The organism is uncultured Phycicoccus sp. (genome assembly GCF_947495705.1).
Taxonomy (GTDB): Bacteria; Actinomycetota; Actinomycetes; order Actinomycetales; family Dermatophilaceae; genus Phycicoccus.
Map to the genome: position 1 here is coordinate 82,506 of NZ_CANLZR010000011.1, position 21,568 is coordinate 104,073.

Here is a 21,568-nt window from a genome sequence, read left to right on the forward strand (position 1 = left end):
ACGAACGGCGGATCGGGTCGGCGCGCGAGAGGGCGCACGAGGTCCAATCTTCACACGGTGACGGGCCGGTGACCGAGTCGGCGGGGCCGGGGACGGCATGGCACCCTGGGTCCGATCTTCGACACGGAGGACTGACATGACTCGCGTCCACATCGCCGGCGACCACGCGGCGTTCGAGATGCTCGGCGACCTCGCGGCCCACCTCGAGGCCGAAGGGCACGAGGTGGTCAACCACGGCCCGCACACCTACGACGCCCTCGACGACTACCCGGTGTTCGTCCTGCGCGCCGCCGAGGCGGTCGCGGCGGAGCCCGAGAGCCTCGGGGTCGTCCTCGGCGGGTCAGGCAACGGCGAGCAGATGGCCGCCAACAAGGTCAAGGGGGTGCGGGCGGCGCTCTGCTACGACGAGGAGCTCGCCCGGCTGGCGCGCGAGCACAACGACGCCCGGATCATCTCCATCGGGGCGCGGATGGCCGACCCCGAGACCGCGCGGGCCATGGTCCGCACGTTCGTCGCGACGCCGTTCAGCGGTGATGACCGCCACGCGCGCCGGATCGCGATGCTCGACGCGTACGAGGCCGACGGCTCCCTGCCGCCGCTGCCCTGAGCCGCCGCCGGCGCACCTGCGCCGATCCTGTGGCGGCACCCCGGCCCGCGCACTACTGTGGCCGCGGCCCGGTCGACGGTGAGAGGGGTGAGCATGGCTGCTTTCGCGCGTCCGGACACCTCCGGTGAGCCCAAGCGCCGCGTCTACGCGAACCGTTTCCTCGGCGTCGACTCCGGCCCGTTCATCATGCCCGGCCTCATCGCCGGCGTCCTCCTCTTCGGGATCGCCGTCATCCGCTGGCCCGACGTCGTCCCGATCTCGGTGTTCTTCCCGTTCCTCGTCGTGTCCGGGCTGCTGCTCGACCCGCGACGGCTCCTCGTCGTCCAAGCGGTCTCCCTCGCCGTGGTCGCCGCGTGGATCCCGAACTCGATGCTCGGCGTCGTGCGGGCGGGTGGCGTGCTCGGGGCCGTCCTGGCGGTCATGGCCCTCGTCCTCGTCATCGCCCGGTCCAGGGCCCAGCTCGGGCTGCGGGGGCTGAGCGGCGACCGGATGTTCGCCGACCTGCGCGACCGGATCGCCTCCGTCGGGCAGGTGCCGGCCCTGCCCGAGGGGTGGACCGCCACCTCCTGCATCCTGTCGGCGCACGGCGACCTCTTCTCGGGGGACTTCGTCGTCGCCCACCTCAGCCCGTCCGGGAACCGGCTCGAGATCGCCCTCGTGGACGTCAGCGGCAAGGGGTCCGGCGCGGGTACCCGGTCGCTGCTGCTCTCCGGTGCTCTCGGCGGGCTCCTCGGCGCGGTGCCGTCGGCCGACTTCCTGCGCGCGGCGAACGAGTACCTCATCCGGCAGGGCTGGGAGGAGGGGTTCGCGACCGCCGTGCACGTCGACCTCGATCTGCGCACCGGTGAGTACTCCATCGCGAGCGCCGGCCATCCGTCCCCGGCGCTCTACACCTCGGGCCGAGCCCGGTGGACGGTGCTCGACGCCGGCCGGGGCCCGCTGCTCGGGATCGTCGCCGACGTCACCTTCCCGCGCCAGAGTGGGCGACTCGACCGCGGCGACGCCCTCCTGGTGTACTCCGACGGCGTCGTCGAGGCGCGCGACCGCGACCTCAGCGACGGCATCGACCGGATGCTCGGCGTGGCCGCCATGTCCGTCCTGCGCGACGGCGACGTCGCCCGCGATGTGTGCGTGGCAGCCCGTTCGGGGGAGGATGACGACCGGGCCGCACTCGCCGTACGGCGGGTCTGAGGCCCCGCGCCGGCCCGGCGCGCCCCTGTCCGTCGACCCCGGAGGCTCCACCGTGGCACCCCGCCCGGTCCTCGACCACACCCCCCGCGAGGGCGTCCGCACGTTCACCCCGCGCTGGCGCAACAGCCCGCTCACCGACGAGCGGATGGACACCCTGCTCCCCGGCCGCGCGCTGCCCGACGGCCCACTCGTCCCGGCCGAGGCCTTCGGACGGCAGGGGCCGGTCGTCCTCGAGATCGGCTCCGGGCACGGGGCCGCGGCCATCGCCTACGCCGCGGCCCACCCGGAGGCCGACGTCGTCGCCGTCGACGTGCACGTGCCCGGGATCGCCCGGATGCTCGCCGCCGCCGACGCGGCCCAGGTGGCCAACCTCTGGGTGCATCCCGGCGACGCCCTGCCGCTGCTCACCGAGCGCATCGGGCCCGGCACCCTCGCCGCCGTCCACCTCTTCTTCCCCGACCCATGGCCCAAGACGAGGCACGCCAAGCGACGCTTCGTCCAGCAGCACACGCTGACGCTCATCGCCTCCCGGCTCGCCCCCGGCGGGGTCCTGCGGATCGCGACCGACATCGACGCCTACGCCGCGCACTGCCGCACCCAGCTCGAGGCGCACGGCGGCTTCGACGTCGTCGAGGGGGAGCGGCCGACGTGGCGACCGGACGACGGCTTCGAGGCCAAGGGGCTACGGCACGGACGCTCGGTGTCGGAGTTCCGCTGCACCCTGCGCTGAGGCGACAGAGCCGGCCGGCCGCACTCCGCCAGGCCGGCCGCGCGCTCGCGAGCCGACCGCGCGTTTCGCGCTGCCCGGGTGGCCGAGCCGCACGACGGCGTCGCTCACCGCGCGGAGCTGCGGGCGCAGGGCGTGTCACGCGACGACATCCGCACGGAGGTCGCGGCGGGGCGCTGGCGGCTCGCGGGCCGGCACACGGTCGTCGTCGGCACTGGAGATCTGTCACGGGCCGCGCGGTGGCCGGGGTCCGGCTGCACCGGCCGCGCACGGTGGGTCCCACCACTGGGTCGTCGCTGCGTCGGGCCACCACCGAGCTCGCGGCGATCCGCGCGGCCGGCTGGGCTCGCACCGACCGGGCCGCCGCGCTGCTGGTCTGCCTCCCGGTGCAGCAGCGGCTGCTTCGGTGCGACCGGCTGCTCGCCGCCTGGCAGGAGGTCCGGAGGAGCCCCAGGGCTGAGTTCCTCGGCACCGTCATCCGCGACGTCTGCGACGGGGCGCAGGCGCTGGGTGAGCTGGACCTCACACGGCTGTGTCGCCGCGTCGGACTCCCGGCGCCGGACCGTCAGGTGGTCCGTCGGCACGACGGCGGACGGGTGTACCTCGACGCGGTGTGGGAGGACGTCGGTCTCGTCCTCGAGGTGGACGGCGATCACCACGCACTGGCGCTGAACCCGGTCGACGACGCGCTGCGGCAGAACGAGGTGACCATCGGCGAACGCCCCGCCGAGCGCGCGCTGGAACGCGCACCTGGCATGCCGGCATGGGGAGCTTCGCTCCTTGTCGTCGTGTCGGGGTAGCCGGAGCCGCGGGGTGCGTCACCTCGTACCTCGGAGCCGCACTCCCGCTCCCGTCATCCGGCTCCGGACACGCCACTGGCCCGGCTCCTTCGTCGCCGGGCCAGTCGTCGTGTCGGGGTAGCCGGATTTGAACCGGCGGCCTTCCGCTCCCAAAGCGGACGCGCTACCAACCTGCGCCATACCCCGGTGCGCCCGGGGACCAGGGCGTGTTCTGATTTCGGTTCCCGCGCGCGCCGCCCTAGGCTAGCGCTGCCCTCGCGGTGGACGCCGACGAGGTGCGCGGGCGTAGCTCAATGGTAGAGCCCCAGTCTTCCAAACTGGCTACGCGGGTTCGATTCCCGTCGCCCGCTCCACCACCGCCCACGCGGGAACGACGACGGGGTCCCCGGCCGCAGCCGGGGACCCCGCCGTCGTTCCGGGTGGCTGCTACGCCTTGGCTCCCGCGCGGAACTGGACCCACGCGTCGTTCATCCGCTCGACCTGGCCGGGAGTGAACTCGTTCATGCACGAGTCCTGGGTGTAGTCCATGAAGTTGTGCACCGGGTCCAGGCCGGGCGCGGCACACGAGTCGGCACCGACCGGGCAGTTGAACTGCGGGTGGGCTTCCTTCGGGGTGTCGGCCACGCCGTCGCCGGCGGCGCTGCACCCGTGCGCGAAGGTGTGCTCGAGCATCATCCAGTGGCCCACCTCGTGGGTCAGGGTGTCGCCCTCGGCGTACTTGCCGGCCGTCCCGCCGGGCATCGACTCGTCGAGGATGACGACCCCGTCGATGAAGTCGCGGCCCTTGTTGTAGCCCTTCGGGAAGTAGGCCCAGCCGAGCAGCCCGCCGCCGATGTCCGCGACGTAGACGTTGAGGGTCGTCGCGTCACCGGTGTGCAGGGCCTTCTTCATGTCGCGCTCGGCCTTGCCCGGGCTCACGGTGGACCAGGCGGCGTTGACCGTGTACGTCGTGTCGACGAGGTCGAACCGGAACGGGCTGTCGGCCGCCGTCGGGGAGGTCCGGCCCGCGAAGGAGTCGTTGAGGACCTCGACCTGGTCGGCGATCATCGTGTCCATCCGGGTCCGCTCGGCCCCCGTCAGGGCGTGGTCGGACAGCACGTGGAAGACGGTGTCGATGAACACCGAGCCGTCGGCCATCCGCGGCGCGTCCTTGATGACCCCGTACGCCTTGGCCTCGTTGTCGGGGTACAGCTTGGGCTCGGCCGCCGCCGCGCCGTCGGCCACCCGGGCGCCGCTGGCGCCGAGGGCCGGGTCGCACTCCAGGACGGCGGGTGAGGGGGTGCCCGCGGCGGTGGCGGCGGCCGTGCTGCCGGTGAGGGCGGCCGCCGCGACGAGTCCGGCGGCGAGCGCGCCGGCGGCGGTCAGCCGGGCGCGGGTGGGGGTCGAGAGCATCATCGGGTCCTTCGGGTCGGGCGCGCTCCTCCTGCCGGGCGCGCACGTGGAGGGGACGGTACCGGCTGGGGGTCCCGGACCGCAGGGGGACGAACCTCCCGATTCGGCCGCCCCGCCGGGGGCCGCTAGCATGGACCTTTGGCGTCGTCCCGGGCGCCCGCGTGTCACGCGGCCCCGGACGGACCCGGCGCAGGCCGGGCCCCGACGCGAGACCGTGAACCCGACACCCCAGGTGGAGTGCCCGAAGTGAAGAGTGCCGTCGAGACCCTGACCCCGACTCGGGTCAAGCTGACCGTCGAGGTCCCCTTCGAGGAGCTCAAGCCGCTCCTCGACAAGGCCTACGCGACGATCGCGTCCCAGGTGCAGGTGCCTGGCTTCCGCAAGGGCAAGGTCCCCAGCCGGATCATCGACCAGCGCGTCGGCCGCGGCGTCGTCGTCCAGGAGGCCGTCAACGACGCGCTCCCGCAGTTCTTCGCGCAGGCCGCCGAGGAGCAGGACGTCCGCGCCATCGGCCAGCCCGAGGTCGACGTCACCGCCGTCCCGCTGGAGGACGGCCAGGACCTCGAGTTCTCCGTCGAGACCGACGTCCGTCCCACGATCGAGCTCCCCGAGCTCGAGGGCATCGCCGTGACCGTCGACGACGTCACCGTCTCGGACGAGGACGTGGAGGAGCGCATGACCGCCCTCCGCGAGCGCTTCGGCGCCCTCGTGGGCGTCGACCGTGCCGTCGAGACCGGCGACCACGTCTCCATCGACCTGTCCGCGACGATCGAGGACGAGGAGATCGACTCCGTCGAGGCCGTGTCCTACGAGGTCGGCTCCGGCAACATGATCGAGGGCATCGACGACGCGCTCGTCGGGATGACCGCGGGCGAGACCAAGACCTTCACCGCGCCGCTGGCCGGCGGCGACCGCGAGGGCCAGGAGGCCGAGTGCACCGTCACCGTCCAGGCCGTCAAGGTCCGTGAGCTCCCCGAGCTCGACGACGAGTTCGCCCAGCTCGCCTCGCAGTTCGACACCCTCGACGAGCTCCGCGCCGACGTCGTCTCGCAGGCCGAGCAGGCCAAGAAGTACGAGCAGGGCATCCAGGCCCGCGACAAGGTCCTCGAGCACCTCCTCGAGACCATCGAGGTCCCCGTGCCCGACGGCATCGTCAAGGCCGAGGTCGACGCCCACCTCGAGGGCGAGAGCCGGATGGACGACGACGAGCACCGGGCCGAGGTCGACGAGTCGACGCGCAAGGCGCTGAAGTCGCAGTTCCTCCTCGACGCGATCGCCGAGAAGCTCGAGGTCAAGGTCGAGCAGCCCGAGCTCATCGAGTACCTCATCATGAGCGCGCAGCAGTACGGCATGGACCCGAACCAGTTCGCCCAGGCCGTCGACCAGCAGGGCCAGATCCCGGCGATGGTCCAGGAGGTCGCCCGCCGCAAGGCGCTCGCGGCCGTCCTCGACGGCGCCGTGGTCACCGACGCCAGCGGCACCCGCATCGACCTCGACAACCTCGTCCCCACGGCCGAGACCGACACCGTCGCGGACTCCGGCGACGCCGAGACCCCCGCGGCCGACGAGGCCGAGGAGGCCGAGGCCCGGGTCTGACCCGCCGCCACGACACGGTGCCGCGCCCCCACGAGGGGCGCGGCACCGTCGCGTGTGGGGGGCTCAGCCGGGCGGGGGAGCGGTGGTCGTGCCGAGCCGCAGCGAGACGGGGAACGCCTCGTCGGTGACGGGCTCGCCGTCCAGGGCGCGGCGGACCAGCGCGCCCAGGGCCCGGCCCTTGGCCACCCCGGGCTGGAGCACCGTGGTGAGCGTGGCGTCGAGCCAGGGCAGCTCCACCCCGTCGAAGCCGGTCACCGAGACGTCGTCGGGCACCCGCAGGCCGAGCGCGCTCGCGGCCCGGACGACGCCGGCCGCGAGCAGGTCGGCCTGGCAGACGACGGCCGTGGGGCGACGCGCGGGGGGCACGTCGAGGAGCAGGCGGCCGGCGGCCTCGCCGGCGCCCACCGTGAGGTCGGCGGCCTGGACCACCGGCGCGCCGGCGCCCGCGAGCCGCCGGAACCCGTCGACCCGGCCCCGGGCGTCCGGGTACGCGGCCTCGTCCACGTCGCGGGCGGTGGCCCACCCGGTGCTGCCTCCCGGCGCGAGGGGCATCGAGACGTGGGCCAGCCGGCGGTGGCCGAGGTCCAGCACGTGCTGCGTGGTGAGCCCCATCGCGGCGGCCTCGTCGGTGCGGACGTGGACGACGCGCGGGTCGAGCGGGGCCCCGCTGCCGACGAGGGTGACGCCGCGCGCCGCGAGGTGGTCGACGACCGGGTTGTCGCTGAGCCCGCACAGCGGGAAGACGGCGGCGTCGACGGCCTGGGTCGCGAGCTGCCCGACGGCCCGCTCGGGGTCGTCGACGGGCTGCGCGACGAGCAGCATGGTGCGGTCGGCGGCGTCGAGCTCCTCGGCGAGCCCGTCGAGCACGGCCAGCGCGAACGGGTCGCGGAAGGCGAACCGCAGGGGGCCTTCGACGAGCACCGCGACCGTGCCCACCCGGCCCTGACGCAGCGACGACGCGAGCGGGTCCGGGCCGGCGAACCCGAGCTCGGCGGCCGCGGCACGCACCCGCTCCGCGGTCGCCTCGGCCACCGGCCCCTTGCCGCTGAAGACGAGCGAGGCGGTCGAGGTGGACACCCCGGCGCGGTCGGCGACGTCACGCAGCGTGCTGCGGCGGCCGAGGACGGGGACGGCGCGGGTCACGGGTGTTCGGCTTGACGGGTCGCGGACATGGGAGCCACAATATCGAATCGATTCGATCGAATCGATTCGACACGACCCGCACCCTGTCTCACCGCCCGAGGACCGCCCGTGACCACCCGCCTGACCGACGCTCCCGCCCTGCCACCCGCCCGGGTCGCGGGGGCGCGGACCGCCGTCTTCGTCGTCTTCGGCCTCGCGGGCCTGGTCTTCGCGTCGTGGGCGTCCCGGATCGCCGACACCAAGGTCGCCCTCGGGCTGACTGCGGGCGAGCTCGGCGTCACCCTGCTCGCGGCGAGCGTCGGCTCCGTCGTGGGGCTCCCCCTGGCGGGCCGGGTCAGCGACCGGCTGGGCGCCTCACGCACCGTCGCCCTCGGCATGGGCGTGGCGCTCGCCGGCCTCGTCGCCGTCGGGGCGGTCGTCACCACCGGAGGCTCCCGCCTCGTCATCGGTGCCGGCCTGTTCCTGCTCGGGCTCGGCGTCGGGCTGTGGGACGTCGCCATGAACCTCGAGGGGGCCGGGGTCGAGCGGGCGCTCGGCCGCTCCGTCATGCCGCACTTCCACGCCGCGTTCTCCGGCGGCACCGTGGTGTCGGCGCTCATCGGCGCCGGGATGTCGTGGGGGAGCGTCTCGCTCCTCGCGCACTTCGTCGGGTCCGCCGTCGTCACCGTCGGCCTCGCCGTCTGGGCGGTGCCGCGGTTCCTCCCACGGTCCGCCGTGCCGAGCTCCACCGACGCCGCCACCGGGGCACCCGTCCGGCAGCGCTCGGCCTGGCTCGAGCCGCGGACCCTCCTCATCGGCGTCGTCGTCCTGGCGGCCGCGTTCACCGAGGGCACGGCCAACGACTGGCTCGCCGTCGCCTTCACCGAGGGCCACGACGTGCCCGAGTGGGTCGGGGTCCTGGGCTTCGCGACGTTCCTCACCTTCATGACCGTGGGGAGGATCCTCGGCACCGGGCTGATCGACACCTACGGCCGGATCCCGGTCCTGCGGGTCAGCTTCGCCCTGGCGGTCCTCGGGGCGGCGCTCGTCGTCTTCGGCTCCGACTGGGTCGCGTTCATCGGGTCCGCCGTCTGGGGTGTCGGCGCGGCGCTCGGGTTCCCGGTGGGGATGAGCGCCTCGGCCGACGACCCCGCGCGGGCGGCGGCCCGGATGTCGGTCGTGGCCACGATCGGCTACGTCGCCTTCATCGCCGGCCCGCCGCTGCTCGGGTTCCTCGGGGACCGCGTCGGCGTCCTGCACTCGCTGCTCGTCGTCGGTGCGCTCGCCGTGCTCGCCCTGTCGGTCGTCCCCTCGGTCCGCGAGCCCGACGGCCGGCCCCGCTCCGCGCCGCGTCCCCCGGCCCCCGCGACGGACGCTCCCGTCGGCTGACCGGCGGGCGGGTCCGGGGGTCCTCGGGGCCCGTTGTGCTCAGGGCGAACACACGGCGGACCGGGAGTACCTCCGCCTGGGCCGGGCGTTAGGGTCACTGGAAGGTACGAACCACACGAGCGAGGAGCGACACGAGCGTGAACGACCCCGAGATCGTCGCCGCGGGCGAGGGCCAGAAGTCCGGCCTCGACGACCACATCTACAACCGGCTCCTCAAGGAGCGGATCATCTTCCTCGGCTCCGACGTGCGCGACGACAACGCGAACGCGATCTGTGCGCAGATGCTGCTCCTGGCGGCGGAGGACCCCGAGAAGGACATCTGGCTCTACATCAACAGCCCCGGCGGCTCCGTCACCGCGGGGATGGCCATCTTCGACACGATGCAGTGGGTGCCCAACGACGTCGCCACCGTCGCGATGGGCATGGCCGCGTCGATGGGGCAGTTCCTCCTCTCGGCCGGGACCCCGGGCAAGCGCTACGCCACCCCGCACGCCCGCGTCATGATGCACCAGCCCTCCGGCGGCATCGGCGGCACGGCCTCGGACATCAAGATCCAGGCCGAGCAGCTCATCCACATCAAGAAGCAGATGGCCGGGCTCATCGCCGAGCACACCGGGCAGACGGTCGACCAGATCGAGATCGACTCCGACCGCGACCGCTGGTTCACCGCGCCCGAGGCCAAGGAGTACGGCTTCGTCGACCACGTGATCACCAAGGCCGACATGGCGGGGCGGCACGGCGACAACCCCGTGACCTCCGACTGACCCGGCCGAGACGACGCGAGAGAGAGACATGTACCCAGACATCACCGGCCGCCTGGCCGTGCCGGGCCCGCAGAGCCGCTACATCCTCCCCCAGTTCGAGGAGCGCACGTCCTACGGGATGAAGCGCCTCGACCCGTACACCAAGCTGTTCGAGGACCGCATCATCTTCCTCGGCGTGCAGGTCGACGACGCGTCCGCGGACGACGTCATCGCCCAGCTCATCGTGCTCGAGTCCCAGGACCCCGACCGCGACATCCTCATGTACATCAACAGCCCCGGCGGCTCGTTCACGGCGATGACCGCCATCTACGACACGATGCAGTACATCCGCCCCGACGTGCAGACCTTCGTCATCGGGCAGGCGGCCTCGGCCGCCGCCGTGCTCCTCGGCGCGGGAGCCAAGGGCAAGCGGTTCGCCCTGCCCAACGCGCGGGTGCTCATCCACCAGCCCGCCATCGAGGGCACCGGCGGCATGGCGTCCGACCTCGAGATCCACGCGAACGAGATCATCCGGATGCGGGGGTGGCTCGAAGACACGATCGCCGCCCACTCCGGCCGTGACGTCGAGCTCGTCCGCAAGGACATCGAGCGCGACAAGATCCTCTCGGCCGACGCCGCGAAGGAGTACGGCCTCATCGACGAGGTACTCGCCTCGCGCAAGGGCTCCGTCTGAGCGGACGCCGCTGACCGTGCCGACGCCGCCCGCACCCCGAGGTGCGGGCGGCGTCGGCGTGTCCGCCGGGACGCGGGTCAGCTGCCGGACTCCCGCTCCGCGCCCGGCACCGGGTGGTTGCCGACGAAGAGCCCGGAGGGGTCGACCGTCGCCCGCACCTCGGTCAGCCGCCGCCACGCGTCCTGCGAGAAGAACGACGCGACGTCGACCGGGTTCTCCGCGAAGTTCAGGTAGTTCCGGCCGTTCGCGAACGGCGCGAGCGTGTCCGTGAGCGCGTGGGCCTCCTCGTGCGCCCGGGCCCCGCGCTCAGGGGTCATCGCGATCCCGAGCGCCAGGGTGAGGAACGTCCCCTCGAAGTGCGAGGTCGCGCCGCCGCCCGGGTGCGGCCGGCCGAGGGCGCCCCCGAGCTGGCGGAGCTCGAAGAGGTCGATCGCCGTGTCCGCGCCCGGCCCGACGGCCTCGAGGACGCTCGCGATCGCGGACTCGGGCAGCGAGTGCAGGATCGCGGTCGAGGACGCGACCGGGGTCGGCCCCTCGGGGTCCATGTGCAGCCGGATCAGCTCCCGCGTGGGTACCCGTCCGAACGTGTCGACCTCCGGCTCGAGCGCCCGCAGCGGGGCGAGGATCTGCCGGGCGGTCTCGTCGTCGGCGAGCACCGCGCCGTCGATGACGACGATGTCGCGGCCGCGCACGATCTCCGGGACCTCGGGCAGCGGCGGGACCCGCAGGACCCGGAAGGACGTCGTCACCTCGTCCGGGGCGTCGACGGCCCAGGCCGCCCAGGTCCGCAGCACGTCCTCGGTGTGGGCGACGTCCCAGAAGAGCATGCCGCCGTACGTCGTCGCGAAGTCGAACATCCGCAGCTCGAGCGCGGTGACGACGCCGAAGCTGCCCCCGCCGCCGCGGACCGCCCAGAACAGGTCGGGGTGGTGCTCGGCGTCGGCCCGCAGGATGCGGCCCTGCGCGTCGACGAGCTCGACGGCGACGAGGTTGTTCGTGCACAGGCCCAGCTTGCGGGCGTACCACCCGGAGCCGCCGCCGAGGCTGTAGCCGGCGATCCCGACGTCCGGGGACGAGCCGTGGAGCACGGTGAAACCGGCCTCGGCGGCGGCCTCGACGACCGGCTCCCAGACCAGGCCGGCGCCGGCGCGCACGACCCGGCGCTCGGCGTCCACCGTGATCTCGTCGAGCCGGCCGAGCCGCACGAGGACGACGTCGGCGAGGCCCTGGGCGGCGAGCGGGCCGGCGTTGTGGCCGGTCGACTGGGGGGCGACGCGCAGGCCGAGCACGGCCGCGGCCCGCACGAGGGCGGAGACCTCCTCCGCCGAGCGCGGGTAAGCGACGGCGGCCGGTCGCTGGTCGACCGACGCGGCCCACGGCGCGCGGGCGTCGTCGTAGCCGGGCTCGCCCGGCAGGTGGATCTCGGCGTCGCAGAGGTCGCGCAGCGCGGCGGCGTCGACGATCTCGGCGGGCCGGGACGTGGGGTGGGTGATCTCGAGGGTCATCGGGTCCTCCATGGGTGGGTTGCTGTCGTGGAGGACCATCGCCGGTGCCACTTGGAGTCGACTTGGAGCCGGATTGGGGGCGCGCTGCGGGCCGGTCGCTCCGTATGCTCGCGCCGTGGAGGTCGCGGTGCTCGGCGCGGTCGAGGTGCGCGCTCCCGGCGGGCCCCTCGACCTCGGTACCCCCCGGCAGCGCAGCCTCCTCGCAGCCCTCGCCCTCTCGGCGGGACGCCCGGTCCCGGTCGACGTCCTCGTCGACCTGCTGTGGGGGGAGACGCCGCCGCCCGGGGTGACGACGACGCTCCAGGCGTACGTCGCCGGGCTGCGCAAGGTGCTCGAGCCGGACCGGCCGCGCCGCGCGCCGGCCCGGGTCCTGGTCACGGCGGCGCCGGGCTACGCGCTGCGCGTCCCCGAGGCGGCCCAGGACAGCGTGCGCTTCGACGCCGCGGTCCGCGAGCAGCACCGCCGGCTGTCCGGCCCGCTGCTCGACCCACCGGCGCTCGGCGCGGAGGAGCTCGAGGCCGCGGTGGCCGCGCTCGACGAGGCGCTCGGCTGGTGGCGCGGCACTCCGTTCCTCGAGCTCGGCGAGGCGGCGGCCGCCGTCGCGCAGCGGGCGCACCTCGAGGAGCTGCGGGTCGTCGCGCACGAGGACCGCGCCGCCGCCCTGCTCGCGCTCGGCCGGCACGGCACCACCGCCGCCGAGCTCGAGGCGCTCACCGCGCAGCACCCGCTCCGCGAGCGGCTGTGGGCGCTGCGGGTGCTCGCCCTGACCCGGGCCGGGCGCCAGGCCGACGCCCTCGACGCGCTGCGGCAGGTACGCCGGCTCCTCGACCGCGAGCTCGGCATCGACCCGGGTGCGGAGCTGCGGACGCTGCAGAACGCGGTGCTGCGCCAGGACCCCGCTCTCTCCTGGCGCCCGCCGCCGCGGGCGTCCGCGCGCCCGGCGCCGACGACCGGGGAACCGGCAGGGCCGGCCGTCCACCGCCGCGCCGACGTCGCCCCGTGGCCGCTGCTCGGTCGCGACCACGAACGGGCCGCGCTGCTCGAGGCGCTGGCGGCGGCGGCCGACGGCCGGACCCGGTTCGCGGCGGTCTCCGGCGACCCCGGGATCGGCAAGACCCGGCTGAGTGCCGAGCTCGCCGAGGACGCGCGTGCCCGGGGCCTGCGGGTGGCCGTGGGGCACTGCTCCCAGGACGAGGGCGCGCCGCCGCTGCACCCGTGGCTCGAGGTGCTGGAGGGGCTCGGCCTCGAGGCGCCCGACGTCGCCGGCGCCGGCCCCGGCGACGACTTCCGGGCCTGGGACCACGTCGTCCGGCGGGTGCGGCAGAGCACCGCCGACGGCCCGGTCGTCGTGGTCATCGACGACCTGCACTGGGCGGACTCGGCCTCTCTGCGGGTGCTGCGGCTGCTCGCGGACACCACCCGGGAGGCGCCGCTGCTCGGCATCGTGACGTGGCGGGACCGGCCGGCGCCGTCCGGGCTGCTCGCGGACGTCCTCGAGTCCCTGACCCGGGCGCACGCGCTGCGGCTGGCCCTCGGGGGCCTGGCCGCGGACGACGTCGCGGGCATCGTCACGGCGGTCACCGCGCAGCCGACCGGCGTCGACGACGCCCGCCGGCTCCGCGAGCGCACCGACGGCAACCCTTTCCTCGTCGTCGAGTACGCGCGGACCGCCGCCCACCCGGGCGGTGCGGGGTCCGCCACCGGTGGCCTCGCCGGGCTGCTCGACGACGCCGGGCCACCGGCGGCGGTCCAGGAGCTGCTCGCCCGGCGCGTCGAGCGCCTGCCCGAGCGCACCGCGGACGTCCTGCGGCGGGCCGCGGTCCTCGGCCGGCACTTCGACGACACGACCCTCGTGGCCCTCGTCGGCGGCGTCGAGGACGAGGTCCTCGAGGTCCTCGAACCGGCCGTCTACGAGGGTCTGGTGCGCGAGGAGGGGATCGGCCGGTTCGCCTTCGCGCACGCCCTCGTGCGTGACGCGGTGTACACCCGGCTCGGCCCCACCCGTCGCGCCCGCTGGCACGCCGTCGCGGCCGGGGCGCTCGCGGACCAGCCGGGCCGGGAGTCGGAGGAGGCCCACCACTGGCTCGCCGCGGGCCCCCGGCATGCCGCGCAGGCCTGGCCGGCGGCCCGGCGCGCAGCGCGGTCGGCCGTGTCCGCCCACGCACACGACGAGGCGGTCTCGCTCCTCCGCTCCGCCCTCGACGCGATGACGCACGATCCGGCGAGCACGGCGCGGGACCGCTACGACGCGCTCATGGAGCTCGTCGCCGCGAGCCGCTGGGCGGCCCGGTGGGACGAGCTCACGACGACCGTCGAGGCCGCGATCGCCGTCGCCGAGGAGCTCGGCGACGTCGAGCGTCTGGCCCGGGCGGCGGTCGCCACGACCGAGGGCGTCCTGTGGCAGTCGGCGCCCGAGGGTGAGGCGCACCCCGGCGTCGTCGCCGCCCTGCGCCGTGCTCTGGCGGAGCTCCCGGCCGGGGACTCGCCGCTGCGCGCCCGGTGCCTGCTCGGTCTCGCCACGGAGACGTACTACGCCGACCCGCACGACGAGCGCCGCAGGCTCGTCGACGAGGCGCTGCACATGGCCGCCCGGATCGGCGACCCCGGCCTGCTCATGGCCGCCCACCAGGTGGGGTTCATGGCGCTGCTGTGCGGGGACCCCGCGCACGAGCGGCTCGCCCACGCCGACGAGGCGCTCGCCGCGGCCCGTCGCGCCGGGGACGAGCAGGGCGCCCTCGTCTCGACGACGCTGCGGGCCGTCGCGCTCTCCGAGCTGGGCCGGACCGCGGAGCTGTGGCCGGCGGTGCGCCGCGCCCGGGCCGAGGCGCTGCGGCTGCGGGTCCCGTTCGGCGAGCTCGTCCTGGACAACATGGTCGTGCCCTGGCTGGCGATGGCCGGACGGTGGACCGAGTGCGAGGAGGCCCTGACCCGCCTCCGGGCGCACGTGCACACCGGCATCCACCAGGCCGTGGAGGCGCTCGAGGGGGCCGAGCTCGGCGTGGCCGTGTGGTCCGGCCGGCCGGGGGAGGCCGCGGACGCGCTGGCGACGCTGCTCGACGGTCCGTTCCCGCTCGCCGCGACCGTCGCCGCGTACCGCTGGCGCGCCGGGGACGAGGACGGCGCCCGCGCGGTCCTCGCCGAGCACCCGGTCGACGTCACCCCACAGATGTGGCTGAGCCCGGTGAACTGGGCGCACGCCGCGTGCCTGGCGCTCTACCTCGGGGACCCCGCGCTCGCGCGCGAGGTCCGGCACCGGTTGGCCCCGCTCTCCGGGCACGCCTGCACCGCCGGGTCCGGTATGGCGTCCGGGCCGGCGGACGCCTACCTGGCGTTCGCGGCCGCCGCCTGCGGTGACGGCGCCGACGCGTCCGCCCTGGCCGACGCCGCCCTCGCGCAGTGCGCGCAGTGGGAGATCCCTGTCTTCGCGGAGTGGTTCGCCGGGGAGCGGGCACGCCACGGGTTCTGAGGACGGCGGCGGGTTGCGCTGACAGCGGACACACGCGACGCGCCGGGTCGGCCGACGGTTCAATGGGTGCAGGAGGAACCCTCGGCGGGTAGCGTCGGGGGCGTTGCCGGAGTCGAGGGAAGGACGCATCCGTGGCGCGCGTCGGAGAGACCAGCGACCTGCTGAAGTGTTCCTTCTGCGGGAAGTCGCAGAAGCAGGTCAAGAAGCTCATCGCCGGCCCCGGCGTCTACATCTGCGACGAGTGCATCGACCTCTGCAACGAGATCATCGAGGAGGAGCTCGCCGAGTCCAGCGACCTGGGCCTGGACGAGCTGCCCAAGCCGCGTGAGATCTTCGACTTCCTCGAGAACTACGTCGTCGGCCAGGACGTCGCCAAGCGCGCGCTGGCCGTCGCGGTCTACAACCACTACAAGCGGATCCAGGCGGGCGAGGCGGCCGGCAGCGGCAAGAAGGACGCCGAGCACGTCGACATCGCGAAGTCCAACATCCTCCTCATCGGGCCCACAGGCTGCGGCAAGACCTACCTCGCCCAGACGCTCGCGAAGATGCTCAACGTCCCGTTCGCCATCGCCGACGCGACGGCGCTCACCGAGGCCGGCTACGTCGGCGAGGACGTCGAGAACATCCTCCTCAAGCTCATCCAGGCCGCCGACTACGACGTCAAGAAGGCCGAGACGGGGATCATCTACATCGACGAGGTCGACAAGATCGCCCGCAAGAGCGAGAACCCCTCGATCACCCGTGACGTGTCCGGCGAGGGCGTGCAGCAGGCCCTCCTGAAGATCCTCGAGGGCACGACGGCGTCGGTGCCCCCGCAGGGCGGGCGCAAGCACCCGCACCAGGAGTTCATCCAGATCGACACGACGAACGTGCTCTTCATCGTCGGCGGCGCCTTCGCCGGGCTCGAGAAGCTCATCGAGTCCCGCAACGGCAAGAAGGGCCTCGGCTTCGGGTCCGAGCTGCACACCCCCAAGGACCTCGCCGAGAGCATCCACGAGGTCATGCCCGAGGACCTCATGAAGTTCGGGCTCATCCCCGAGTTCATCGGCCGGCTCCCGGTCATCACGACGGTGACCCCGCTCGACGTCGCGGCCCTCGTGCGCATCCTCACCGAGCCGCGCAACGCGCTCGTCAAGCAGTACCAGAAGATGTTCGAGATCGACGGGGTCGTCCTCGAGTTCAACACCGAGGCCATCGAGGCCGTCGCCGAGCAGGCACTCGCCCGCGGCACCGGCGCACGAGGACTGCGCGCCATCATGGAGGAGGTCCTCCTCCCGGTGATGTTCGACGTCCCGAGCGACGAGGAGATCGCCAAGGTCCTCGTCACCCGCGAGGTCGTCCTCGAGAACGTCAACCCGACCATCGTCCGGCACGAGGCCGAGACCGGTCGCAAGCGCGCCCCGCGCAAGCGCTCCGCCTGACCCGACGGCGTCCCGCCGTCCACATCCGGGCGTGCCGGTAGTGGCGCCCGGGCGCTGCGGTGGTAACGATGGGTCCGTGGCGACCACCTTCCGGCTCCGGGCCGGCGACACCGGGCCGGTGCAGCAGTCACCGGTGACGTGCGGATCCGCGTGCCTCACGGTCGCGCGGATGCTCGTCGACCCGGTGTTCGCCTCGTGGGTCCGCACCGGCGAGCCGCACCCGCCCGGGTCGCCGTCGGGCGCCACCCAGGCCGAGCGGTTCGCCGCCTACGAGCGGGTCGTCATGCGCCGCACCAACGGCCTCGTCGGCGCGGGGCGTGTGCTGTCGCTCCCGTGGCCGCGGGCGCTCGGCACCCCGCCCTGGGGTGCCAAGCACGAGCTGGAGTTCGGCGCCTCCCGGCGCGGGACCGAGTACGAGCTCGATGTGCTCCGCGGCCGTGACGAGGGCGGCCTGCTGACGGGCTTCGACCGGCTCGTCGACGTCGTCGCCGACGGCGAGCCGGCGCTGCTGTACATCGGCAACCGGCTGCTGCCGCGGCACGTCGTCCTCGTCCTGCCGGGCGACGGCGACCGGATGCTCGACGTCTACGACCCCGCGACGGGCCGGGTCGACCACCTGCGGCGCGACACCGTGGTCGAGCGACGCATCGGGCTGTCCGGCTGGGACGTCCCGTGGCTCGCGGTCCGGCCCACCGGACTGCGGCGCGTGGAGGACCGCAGCCCCGCCCGCAACCCGCGACCGATGCCGGCCTGACCGGCTCCTCACGCGGCGTCCCGACCCCGGGCCGCGCCTCAGGGCCGAGGACGGCAGTCGCCGAGCCACCCGTTCGCCGCGGCTCGCAGCGCCAGGTCGAACCGCCCCTTGGCGCCGACCTTCTCGCACGTCCCGGCCACGATGCGGCGGACCGTCCGCACCGACTGTCCCGTGGCCCGCGCCACGGCCTCGTCCTTGTGGCCGAGCGCCAGCAGGCGAAGGACCGCGAGCTCGGTCGGAGTGAGCGGCGAGTCGAGGTGCGGGGACGCGACGGGCTCGCCGAACGGCGTGGCAGTGGCCCAGTACCTCTCGAAGAGGTCGACGAGCAGGGCCACCACGGCGGGGTTGCGGACGTGGATCGCGCCCCGGCCGGGCTCGACGGCGTTGTTGGCCACCACGGCCTCCCGCCCGTCGACGACGAGCATCCGGGTGGGGAGCGTCGGGGCCAGCCGCGTCCGGACCCCCATGGCCGCGCTCTCGCGCAGGGCCCGAGCCATCGCCGGGTCCCGGACGAAGGCCTCGAGCCCGATCGTGCGCATCGCGACCCCCCGCTGCGCGAGGAGCTCGTCGAGTGGGCGGGACTCGGTGATCGCACGGACCGACGGCTTGCTGCTGACGAAGGAGGCGACCTCCACCCGGGCGTCCGCCACGAGCTGGTCGATCCGCATGAGGACCGCGTCGCGGTCCGGGAGCGGGACCACGGCGTCCGGGTCGACGTCCGGGGTCGCCTCCGAGTAGAGCTGCGTCAGCTCACGTAGGTCGTGCCGCAGCGCTGCGAGTCCCGCGAGGTGGTCCTGGAGGTCACGCTCCCGCGTCGCGAGGTCCTGTCCGATCGTCAGGCTCGGGTGGACCGCCCGCCAACCGCCGGGGACGACCTGGGACTCGACGGCCAGGCCGCGGGCACGCAGCTGGTCGAGGAGCGGGCGCAGCTCCGCCTCGGGGCGACCGAGCCGCGCAGCGAGGTCGGCGGTCGAGGCGTTCGGGCGGGCTGCGACCGCGGCATACACGTCGGCCTGCCACCGGCCCCCCGTCACCCCGCTCACGGACCCAGACCCTACTGTGGGAGAGGGGATCTCGCTGCGGGATCGCCGGGCGTTGCACGTCGATGCCACGTCGTCATGCGGACATCGCGTTCGGCCACGGCGCCCTTCCGTCCTCGCCACGATGAGCGCACCGGCGAGACAGGCTCGTCGAGGACAGGAGGGGAAGCATGACCGTTCGTCGTCTCATCGCCGTCATCGTGGTGTCCACCGCGCTGGGCACCGCTGGGGGGACCGCCCAGGCGTCGGACTCGTCCCGCGCTCCGGCGGACCGGGCGAAGGTGTGCGTCGCCTGCTGGTGACGTACCGGAGGCGAAGGGGTGGGGCCAGGAGGGTCCCACCCCTTCGCCGTGTCGTGGACGCCCCGGTCAGTCGGGGAGCGAGCCGAGGCGCGTCACCGTGCGCACGGCGAGGAGGCTCCCGAGGGCGAGGAGCGCGACCGGGACGACGAGGGTCGGGGGAAGGACGGTCTGGGTGCCGTACCAGGCCGTCGCCAGGGCCCCCGCGGCCAGCGGGCCCGGCTCGGAAGGGGCGACGACGACGGCGGCGATGACGAGCGCCGCCCCACCGATGACCGCGAACGCAGGCCGCCGCAGGACGGCGAGGAGGGCCAGCATGGCCCCTGCGGTGGCGACCCACCCCAGGGCCGCTGCACGCCCGGTGAGGGCCTCGCAGAGCAGGCCGACCGCGAGCAGCGCGGTGACCGAGCAGGCGACGACGGTCGCGAGGTAGGGGCCCTGGGACCGCGTGGTGCCCCAGGCCCACCATGGCGTGGGCCCGGAGAGTGCGAACACCGGTGCGGCGCCGGCGAGGAGGCCGGCGACGAGCGCGGCGTTGAGGGTCCCCGAACCCACCGACCCGGGGACGACGACGGTCTGCTCACCGACGACGACGTGGACGACGCCCGCGAGGCCGAGGAGCCCGGACGCGGTCCGCAGGTCGTACGTGCGCAGCACCGTCCACACGCCGGGGGCCCTCACGGCGCGGGCACTTCCGGCACGAGGTCGGCTCGGCACGCCGCAGCGGCGGGCAGCGCCGCGCGCAGCCAGGCCTCGCGGCTCTCCCGGTCGAGAGTCCGGAACGTGGCCCATGCCCCGGTGCCGGCCCGGACCGGACGGTCCGCGAGGTCCCCGGCGAGGCCGGTGAGCACCTCGGAGGCGCGGGACCAGGTCTCGAGCTGGTCCGGGAGGAGTCCGTCGGAGGCCGCCCAGCAGCCGACGGGGTCGAAGACGGTCGCGACGGCGCCGACGACGCCGGTGTCCGACCCACTCCACCGGAAGCCGACGTCCGGCCCGGCGTGGCCGCTCCTGCCGTCCGTCCGTTCGACCTGCCAGGGCGACAGCTCGAGCACCCGGTCCCCGGTCTCGAGACCCGCCGAGCGCCGCACCTCCACGGCCGCGGCGACGGCCGGCCCCACCTCGGCGAGGCCGTCCGCGTGCTCCGGGAGGACGCAGACGGTCGTCCCGGACCAGGTGCCGCAGGCCGTCGCGCGGCTCTCGGGGTCCGGGTGCACGTCGTAGACGGATGCCGAGAACCATCCGCTCCAGACGAGGAAGACCAGGAGCGCACCGACGGACAGCGCGTCGCCGCCGAGCTCCCACGGGCCCCGGGTGGTGATCGGGCGGCTGCGGAGCAGCAAGAAGGCGACGGCGCCGAGGAGCAGGAGCGCGATCCCGCGGTGGCCCACGACCTCGGCATCGAGCTCGTACCCCGCGAGCGACTCGCCGGCGCCCCCGGTCCGCAACCAGGCCCGGCCCGCGGGGAGGAGGCCGACGACCAGCGCCCACACCGTGATGGTGACGACCGCCGAGGTGGCCGGGTGGGGAGCCAGGCGTCCGGCGACGGCACCGAGGAGACCGCACGCCAGGAGGGTGACGACCGCACTGGCGGCCGCCAGCAGCGGCCATCGTGCCGAACCTTCGACGCCGTCGAGGACGAGCGGCAGGGTCGCAGCGGTCACCCCGAGAGCGGCCAGCCCGGGCGCGGCCGCGAGGAGGGCGCTCCGGCGGAGGGCGGAGCCGCCGCGGACCGTCGTCGCGAGCCAGTCGCCCCGACCGCCCCTCAGCGCGTCGGTGACGACCCAGGCGGCCACGCCTGCGGTCACGGGACCGGTCAGCTGGACCTGAGCGGCCCACTGGACCCACGCCCAGCCCCACTCGGTGCGCCACGAGGAGAACGACTCCTGCATGACGGTGAGGGCGAGGACGAACATCCCCGGCGCCGCCACGAGGAGGGGCGTGCGGGACAGGAAGGAGGCACGACGGGCGCGGAGCAGCCCCATGTCACACCGTCAGCATGCGGAAGGCCGAGCGCACGGCGTCCGCTCGTGCGTCGGCGGACATGGCGGCGGCGTTCTCCACGGTGGCGACGCCCTTGGGGCCCAGGAGGATGACGCCGCCGGGCCACCGGGCGACGTCGTCGATGCTGTGCGTCGTGATGACGACCCGGTGTCGCGCCGACAGCGCGGTCAGGGTGTCGACGAAGGCGTCGCAGAACAAGGGGTCCAGCTCGGAAGTCGGCTCGTCGAGGAGGAGCAGGTCCGGGGCGTGGACGAGGGACTGGGCCAGAGTGAGACGACGCCGCTGCCCGCCCGACAGCCGACCGGCGCGGCGGTCCGCGACCTCGGTCAGGCCGGCGGCCTCGAGGGCCGTGGTCACCCGGGCCGCGACGGCGTCCGCGTCGACGCCCCGCAGGTGTGCCGCGACGCCGCACACCTCGCGAGGCGTCAGCCGCGCGGGCCAGATGATGGTCTGCGGCGCATAGCCGATCCGGGCGAGGTCGCGGGGGTGGCGCAGGACCTGACCCTCCCAGCGGATCTCGCCCGTGTGACGGACGAGGCCGGCCAGGACCTGGAGGAGCGTCGTCTTGCCGGCCCCGTTCGGCCCCATGACGGTCGTCACCGGCTCGTCGAGGACGGCGCTCACGTCCTCGAGGACGAGCGTGCGGGAGCGTCGCGCGGACACGTGGTCGAGCTCGATGGTCATGACCGGCCTCTCGTCGGCGGCGTGGGGGGGGGGCCCGGGGGGGGGGGGCCCCCCCCCCCGGGGGGGGGGGGGGGGGTGCCCCCCGGGGGGGCCCAGGCGCAGCCGCGCGGGGGATAACACCGCGGGGGTGAAGGAGA

The 21,568-nt window shown here is 74.6% G+C and carries 19 protein-coding genes and 2 tRNA genes; 13 read left to right on the forward strand and 8 right to left on the reverse strand.

Annotated elements, in window-relative coordinates; translation table 11 throughout:
- Positions 1-136 precede the first annotated feature (136 nt).
- The 4 genes from Q0963_RS14535 (at position 137) to Q0963_RS14550 (ending at position 3,325) form a co-directional block, all read left to right on the forward strand.
- Entirely contained in the window at positions 137-607 is a 471-nt protein-coding gene (locus Q0963_RS14535; RefSeq protein WP_299447363.1) for a ribose-5-phosphate isomerase, read from the forward strand.
- A gap of 93 nt (positions 608-700) precedes the next feature.
- Positions 701-1,798: a PP2C family protein-serine/threonine phosphatase gene (locus Q0963_RS14540; RefSeq protein WP_299447365.1), complete on the forward strand. Its 1,098-nt coding sequence runs from the start codon at positions 701-703 to the stop codon at positions 1,796-1,798.
- A gap of 52 nt (positions 1,799-1,850) precedes the next feature.
- Positions 1,851-2,528: a tRNA (guanosine(46)-N7)-methyltransferase TrmB gene (trmB, locus tag Q0963_RS14545; protein ID WP_299447367.1), complete on the forward strand. Its 678-nt coding sequence runs from the start codon at positions 1,851-1,853 to the stop codon at positions 2,526-2,528.
- A 269-nt stretch (positions 2,529-2,797) separates the two neighbouring features.
- Positions 2,798-3,325, forward strand: a complete 528-nt coding sequence (locus Q0963_RS14550; RefSeq protein ID WP_299447369.1) for a hypothetical protein — start codon at positions 2,798-2,800, stop codon at positions 3,323-3,325.
- A gap of 112 nt (positions 3,326-3,437) precedes the next feature.
- Here the strand turns inward: Q0963_RS14550 and Q0963_RS14555 are convergent.
- Positions 3,438-3,511 (reverse strand) — tRNA-Pro (locus Q0963_RS14555).
- A 93-nt stretch (positions 3,512-3,604) separates the two neighbouring features.
- Between Q0963_RS14555 and Q0963_RS14560 the strand changes: the two genes are divergently transcribed.
- Positions 3,605-3,678, forward strand: a tRNA-Gly gene (locus Q0963_RS14560).
- 73 nt (positions 3,679-3,751) lie between these two features.
- Here the strand turns inward: Q0963_RS14560 and Q0963_RS14565 are convergent.
- Positions 3,752-4,717, reverse strand: a complete 966-nt coding sequence (locus Q0963_RS14565) for a zinc metalloprotease (protein ID WP_299447372.1) — start codon at positions 4,715-4,717, stop codon at positions 3,752-3,754.
- A 246-nt stretch (positions 4,718-4,963) separates the two neighbouring features.
- Between Q0963_RS14565 and tig the strand changes: the two genes are divergently transcribed.
- Complete coding sequence (gene tig, locus Q0963_RS14570; protein ID WP_299447415.1) at positions 4,964-6,313, forward strand: trigger factor; 1,350 nt, start codon at positions 4,964-4,966, stop codon at positions 6,311-6,313.
- Positions 6,314-6,376: 63 nt separating this feature from the next.
- Here the strand turns inward: tig and Q0963_RS14575 are convergent, their stop codons facing one another.
- Complete coding sequence (locus Q0963_RS14575; protein ID WP_299447375.1) at positions 6,377-7,456, reverse strand: LacI family DNA-binding transcriptional regulator; 1,080 nt, start codon at positions 7,454-7,456, stop codon at positions 6,377-6,379.
- A 108-nt stretch (positions 7,457-7,564) separates the two neighbouring features.
- Between Q0963_RS14575 and Q0963_RS14580 the strand changes: the two genes are divergently transcribed.
- From Q0963_RS14580 to Q0963_RS14590, 3 genes are all read left to right on the forward strand, one after another.
- Positions 7,565-8,824, forward strand: a complete 1,260-nt coding sequence (locus Q0963_RS14580) for an MFS transporter (protein ID WP_299447377.1) — start codon at positions 7,565-7,567, stop codon at positions 8,822-8,824.
- A 137-nt stretch (positions 8,825-8,961) separates the two neighbouring features.
- A complete protein-coding gene (locus Q0963_RS14585; RefSeq protein WP_299447380.1) occupies positions 8,962-9,588 on the forward strand; it encodes an ATP-dependent Clp protease proteolytic subunit in 627 nt (208 codons plus the stop codon).
- Between the two features lie 28 nt (positions 9,589-9,616).
- A complete protein-coding gene (locus Q0963_RS14590) occupies positions 9,617-10,261 on the forward strand; it encodes an ATP-dependent Clp protease proteolytic subunit (RefSeq protein WP_299447382.1) in 645 nt (214 codons plus the stop codon).
- A 77-nt stretch (positions 10,262-10,338) separates the two neighbouring features.
- On the opposite strand, the gene Q0963_RS14595 is transcribed toward Q0963_RS14590, so the two are convergent.
- Positions 10,339-11,778, reverse strand: coding sequence for an FAD-binding oxidoreductase (locus Q0963_RS14595; RefSeq protein ID WP_299447385.1), 1,440 nt, complete (start codon positions 11,776-11,778; stop codon positions 10,339-10,341).
- Positions 11,779-11,881: 103 nt separating this feature from the next.
- Here Q0963_RS14595 and Q0963_RS14600 point away from each other — a divergent pair, with 103 nt between their 5' ends.
- From Q0963_RS14600 to Q0963_RS14610, 3 genes are all read left to right on the forward strand, one after another.
- Positions 11,882-15,232 (forward strand): BTAD domain-containing putative transcriptional regulator, encoded by a 3,351-nt coding sequence (locus tag Q0963_RS14600; protein WP_299447388.1) that lies wholly within the window; start codon positions 11,882-11,884, stop codon positions 15,230-15,232.
- A gap of 131 nt (positions 15,233-15,363) precedes the next feature.
- Positions 15,364-16,653 carry an ATP-dependent Clp protease ATP-binding subunit ClpX gene (clpX, locus tag Q0963_RS14605; protein WP_299447390.1) on the forward strand — a complete coding sequence of 430 codons (1,290 nt, stop codon included), beginning with the start codon at positions 15,364-15,366 and terminating at the stop codon, positions 16,651-16,653.
- Positions 16,654-16,729: 76 nt separating this feature from the next.
- A complete protein-coding gene (locus Q0963_RS14610) occupies positions 16,730-17,407 on the forward strand; it encodes a hypothetical protein (protein ID WP_299447393.1) in 678 nt (225 codons plus the stop codon).
- A gap of 38 nt (positions 17,408-17,445) precedes the next feature.
- Here the strand turns inward: Q0963_RS14610 and Q0963_RS14615 are convergent, their stop codons facing one another.
- On the reverse strand, positions 17,446-18,450 hold the full coding sequence (locus Q0963_RS14615) for a LuxR family transcriptional regulator (RefSeq protein ID WP_299447395.1): 1,005 nt from the start codon (positions 18,448-18,450) through the stop codon (positions 17,446-17,448).
- Between the two features lie 167 nt (positions 18,451-18,617).
- Between Q0963_RS14615 and Q0963_RS14620 the strand changes: the two genes are divergently transcribed.
- Positions 18,618-18,749, forward strand: a complete 132-nt coding sequence (locus Q0963_RS14620; RefSeq protein ID WP_299447398.1) for a hypothetical protein — start codon at positions 18,618-18,620, stop codon at positions 18,747-18,749.
- Between the two features lie 66 nt (positions 18,750-18,815).
- On the opposite strand, the gene Q0963_RS14625 is transcribed toward Q0963_RS14620, so the two are convergent.
- From Q0963_RS14625 to Q0963_RS14635, 3 genes are read right to left on the reverse strand one after another with little or no spacing between them, the layout of a single operon-like run.
- A complete protein-coding gene (locus Q0963_RS14625) occupies positions 18,816-19,427 on the reverse strand; it encodes a hypothetical protein (RefSeq protein WP_299447401.1) in 612 nt (203 codons plus the stop codon).
- Positions 19,424-20,728 (reverse strand): hypothetical protein, encoded by a 1,305-nt coding sequence (locus Q0963_RS14630; RefSeq protein ID WP_299447404.1) that lies wholly within the window; start codon positions 20,726-20,728, stop codon positions 19,424-19,426. Before Q0963_RS14630 ends, Q0963_RS14625 begins: the two co-directional genes overlap by 4 nt.
- Position 20,729: 1 nt before the next feature.
- Complete coding sequence (locus Q0963_RS14635) at positions 20,730-21,431, reverse strand: ATP-binding cassette domain-containing protein (protein ID WP_299447407.1); 702 nt, start codon at positions 21,429-21,431, stop codon at positions 20,730-20,732.
- Positions 21,432-21,568: the final 137 nt, after the last annotated feature.